The organism is Gilliamella intestini (assembly GCF_900094935.1).
Lineage (GTDB): Bacteria > Pseudomonadota > Gammaproteobacteria > Enterobacterales > Orbaceae > Gilliamella > Gilliamella intestini.
The window spans coordinates 1-5143 of record NZ_FMBA01000078.1 but is presented as its reverse complement, the minus strand read 5'-3'; the positions used below and the strand labels follow the sequence as shown (position 1 = coordinate 5143).

General features: G+C 42.5%; 2 protein-coding genes. Both read right to left on the bottom strand.

Annotated features, from left to right (window positions below):
• On the bottom strand, positions 1-4397 hold a 4397-nt coding region (locus tag GA0061080_RS11825; RefSeq protein ID WP_091126003.1), incomplete at its 3' end, for a DUF6531 domain-containing protein.
• Positions 4398-4405: 8 nt separating this feature from the next.
• On the bottom strand, positions 4406-5143 hold a 738-nt coding region (locus GA0061080_RS11820; protein ID WP_091125999.1), incomplete at its 5' end, for a DUF4123 domain-containing protein.

Sequence of the window (5143 nt, the reverse complement as noted above, 5' to 3'; positions counted from 1 at the left end):
GGGACGGTGCGGTATTCTATCGCAAGCTCGCCATAGGATTTGTAAACGCCACTCCAAACTATATCACCATTTGCGGTCATTAGCTCTTGTGGGGTGCCGAGTTGGTCGTTGAAGTAGTAGTAGATTTGCCCTCCTCGTCCTCGCCCCACTAGCTGCGCCATTGGTCTAAAGCCGGTGCTGCTGGGTTCGTAGATGTAACTTAGGCAGCGGTAGTTTTGGGCTTTTGTGTGTTCATTGCGGATAGTTTCTACACTAAAATCCGCATCATCCGCATGGCATTCGGTAATAAGCTTATCGCCCAGCCAGAAGAATAGCGTTTTATCACCGGTTTGCATGTCGGTTTTGCTGATTCGTCGACCAAAGGCGTCATACTCATAACAGTGCACCGTTTCAACGGTTTGATGAAAGTCTTTATCGTACTCGTCCCAATAGTGGCGGATTTTTTTAAATTCAATAAGCCGATGTTGCCCATCCCATTTAAATTGATGCTCGGTATGTTGCCGTTTACCGCGTAATTCTCGAATCACATTGCCGTATTCGTCGTATTGATAATGTCGGTCACCTTGAATCAGCAGGCGGTTAGCTTTGAGTTTGTTGTGGGTTTGTGGTGATTTTGGGTTACCATTGTTTTTTGTGGCAACTGATGCGTGTTTTAATTCATCAAGTGGCATTTCACTGCCCAGTAAGTTATCAGCTCCGTCAAAATAAAAGTGCTCATGATAGCCTTTGTAGCTTAGCTCATCCGGTAACTGCCCTTGGCTATAGGGTTGGTGGCTGGCGCTACTGAGTCGGCTTTTTAAGTCGTGGGTAAAGGTTTTTAGTCCTTTGTAGTTGTCGGTCATTTGGGTGAGTTCGCCGGCAACATTATATTGGTAATGGCGTTCAATCGGTTTGTTGAGGCTGTCTTTGACCTTGAGTTTTTGATTAAGCAATCGACCACGATTATCAAATTGTTGATGACAATTGAGTTCACCAAATCGCCCCATGCTACGGGCGATTTCATTGCCTTCTTGCCAGCGGTGTGTCGATAGTGTTTGACCGTTTAGGTCGATTTGGCTCACTTCATCACCACGGTAATAGTGGGTTAAGATATTGCCATCAGGCATGCGCATTCTAAATAAGCGTCCTGCTTGGTCATAATCAAAATATTGACTACTAAAGCCTTGGTGTTCTTGCGTGATGCGTCCACATTTATCGTATTGCCATACCAGTGGCCATTTGCCATCATCCACTTCATTGAGTCGACCAAATCCATCATAGCGGTAGGTTATCTTTTGACCATCAGGCAATAGGCGTGCTATTACACGTCCGCAATGGTCACGCTCGTAGGTGGTGATTAAAGCGGTCTCTTCTCGCCGACTCTCACCGTATTCTGTTCGTTTGATTATCTGGTCATTAGCGTCATAGTCCCAAACAATGTAGCGTCCATCAAATAGTTTTTCTGTTTTTACTTTGCCACTTGGTGTGTAATCAATATGATAGTGGTCGCCATTGGCGTTAATAATGTCGCTAATTTCACCATGCACATTGTTATATAAGTATTCACTATAGCTGTTATCGGGATAGCGAATGCGTTTAATCAGCATGGTGTTGTCATGATATTCGTAGTGGGTTTCACGCTGCTTTTGGTCAACTTCTTTCGTTATGCCACCATATGGGTTATAGCTAAATTTGCGTGAGCTACCATCTGGCCAGCGTACGGCAGCTAGCCGTCCTGCATCATCCCAAACCAACCGAGTCGCCGGTAGTTGGTCAATCTCTTTTTCATGTCCATATTGTTGCGGATTGCTGGTGCTTTCAAACACCAGTTTACCCATGGCATTGTAGCGATAATAGGTGATTTCACCACTGCGACTTTGGTATTCAAGCAGTTGCCCCAATGCATTGATGGTATAGCGTTCGCAGGTCTCATCGCCATAGCGGATGGCACTTAATACGCCTCCCTCTGTCCACTGATAGTGCAGCTCTTCTTGCATAGGGTTGATATAGCACAGCAGTTGCCCGTCAATATCATATTCCCATTTCTCTTTACTTTTTTCAAAGCCGTCGGCACTGTACTCAATTCGCTCCATTAATAAGCCACGATTAAAGCGTTGCCATAAACGCCTGCCATCGGGATAGGTGACTGATACGCAGTTGAGCTCACCGTCATAACCATATTCGGTGGTATTGCCCAGTGGGTCGGTTTCGGCTAAAAGCTCCCCCTCTTGGCCATAGTGACGTTCAATCGTTGCTCCGCTCGGTGAAATGTGCTTAACCTGACGGGCGGATTGTTTATCATGCACCCATATTTCTTTTGAGCCATCGGCATAAATCGCCGTAGACGTACCTGTAGCATCATCCCATTCATAACGTATTTCTGTATTAGGGATATTACTCCAGTGACGCAGTGCACGCACCGCTTTGCCTGTACCTTGCCATTGCCAATAAAATTCTGCCCCACCGGCCAAACAGCGTTGGCTAAAGACATAATCGTCACGATACGCATAACGCTCTGCTTCGTTAGCGGGATTAATGGCTTCACTCAGTTGCCCGCGTTCATCATAGGTGTAACGGATAATCGGCTCTGGGGCTGTACCTTTTAGGGTAATATGCCGTTTTAAGCGGATTTCGGCTAAGCGGTGACCTTGCTCGGTGGCAATATAATCAAACAGTAAACTTGCACCTGCCGGGTTTTCTAACCTTATTGGCAGGTCGGTTTTATTGTCATAATGAAGACGGAGATGTTGCTTTTTCTGAGAAAAGCCGGTTATTTTTCCGCTATTATCCGCTAAACGGTTAACATGCATGACCCAACCGTTTAAACTGGCAGAGGTAAATAGATATTCTTGCTCTTGTTCGCCTAACCAAACTGCGGTTTTTGCCATTAAATTAGCCGATAAGGAAATCGCCTTGTCGGGCATTGGCAAGGTAATGATAAGATTTTGATGGTCAACCCATTTAATGGTTTCGTCTTTATCATTAAAGGTAAATTGATGTTGTAATGAGTGGCTCCAGCCATAACCGAATACCGAACTCACTTCGACTGCGGTGGTGCGATATTGTCGTTGGAACGTGAAAGGATAAACACCTAATAAAGTTGCATCATCAAGTAATAATAACTCTTCACCGGTGATCATGGAGATAGGGCAACCGGTTGTTGAGCATTTTTTGGTCGATTGAGAGGCGGTGTCGTTATGGGTGCTTCCTGATGAGGTTTCTCTTCTGTGTTCAAGTTCTAGATGTGTTTTTTGCTCTGCTGCTAGCCTGTTCTCTTTATTCATTTTTGTCATTAAAGAGTTTTTCATTTTGTGCACTAATTCAGACACTAGCTTGAAAAATTCTTTGATTAGTTCAGCGAGGGAATTCAAAATATTTTTTAAAACATCCCAGATTTTTTTTACTAATCCAGACGCTTTTTTCGCAACCGAGGCTAAGCGATAAGCCATATAAGCCATGCCAACAGGACCAGCAATTAATGAGAGCAAAGCGCCAAATATTAGACCGCGAAGGATATCCCCCAATATGTTTCCACCAAGTGAAACCAGTTCAGGTAAGATATTACCCCATGGATACATCTTAATATTTAATAATACGGCGTTAGCAATTAAGTAAATTGCACTCTCATCACTAAAAAATGCCGCTAAATGTAGCGCAAAATCTTTACCTTGCTCAAGCGATGCTTTAATATCAATTTTAGGTATGTCGCCGATAATATCGTATAATTTTGCTGCTCCATCATAAATCATTTTTCCGTATTTTATTGGGTCGGTAATGACGTTATAAGCCAGTTCAATGTCATCCCAAACACTAATAAAACCATCAAATAAACCTTTAATGAATTTTTTTATCAGTTCAACAACATCAATACCTTTTTCCCATTCTGGTTTATATTTTTCCCAAGATGCATTTAAATAGGTGTACATCTCTAACATTAGTTTATCATAAGCTTGGAATAACTTTTTGTTATTCTCCACTAAGTTGTTATCGATTGCTTCGGCAAAATAGGATTCATTTAACGTTAAATCAGTAAATACCGCTCGTCCTTCAGCATCAGTTTTTTTGCTGCTGACATTTTTACTTCTTCCCCATGAGTGATATTCAAATAATTTAATTAAAACATCGGGAATGGGTAAATTAAGTATGGATTCGTGCTTAAGTACAATTTCTATTTGTCTATTTAGCGGGCAGGTTATTGTGGCCGTTTCGATACTTTTTTGTTCATAGTTGACGGTTTTATCGTTATTATTAATAGATAGCACCCGGTCCATTTCAAAGGTAGGACCACCAATAAAATCAGACGACTTATTAAATGCACGAACGCGCCAGTCTTCAAGTACTTTTTTGTACTCTTCGGTAAGTAGCGCTTTTCGTTTAAATAAATCTAAATCTTGCTCTATTGATTCAATGTATCCCATAACATTCCTTATTTATTACTAAAAAAGTCAGCATCAAACACTTCGAAGGGGTTGGTTGCTAATTGCAACTCTTGTTGTAACGCTAAAACTAATTGCTGTGTCATTTGCTTGTCTGCTGTTTTTGATTTGTACTTGGTGGCTAAATGCATAATCTTTTGTTTGATTAATGCCTCTGGAAAGGCGTCATACAGGGGTAAATTATTTTCTTTTAACCATAACAACATATTACTGATTAAAGGTGTCAGTGTAGTTTGTACTATAGTGTCAATGAGTGGCTGTGGCACTTGCCACCAAGGCGATGTCTGTACAGCTTGTTCAAACGGCACATGCACCACGTGCGATTGGTGATTGATCCAATAAAAGGCAAAGGCAGGGAGAACGTCTTGCCAACTATCGGTAAAATAATCGAGCATGATTGACAGGTACTCACCATCCCAATAGCGAAAGAATACCGTTTCGCCATCGGGCATTATGGCTTGGGTTAAGCTGCGTAAATGCGCGCAGATGTCTTCAAAGGGTAAATGAGAGCGCGCCAGCCAGCCCCAGTCTTTATACTCGGTGTTGTTTACCCAATCTAAAAAAGGGCTGTGCTCATCAAGCCTAACTAGCATAGGCATTACTGAAAACCAGTGTTCGTAAGGGGTGCCAGTATAAAGGCCATAAGGCGTTTGCGAGCCATCGGTAATATAGTAGTTTTTAACGGCTTGCGCATCACTGACGTTAGAAAGCACCGCATATAAAGGCAT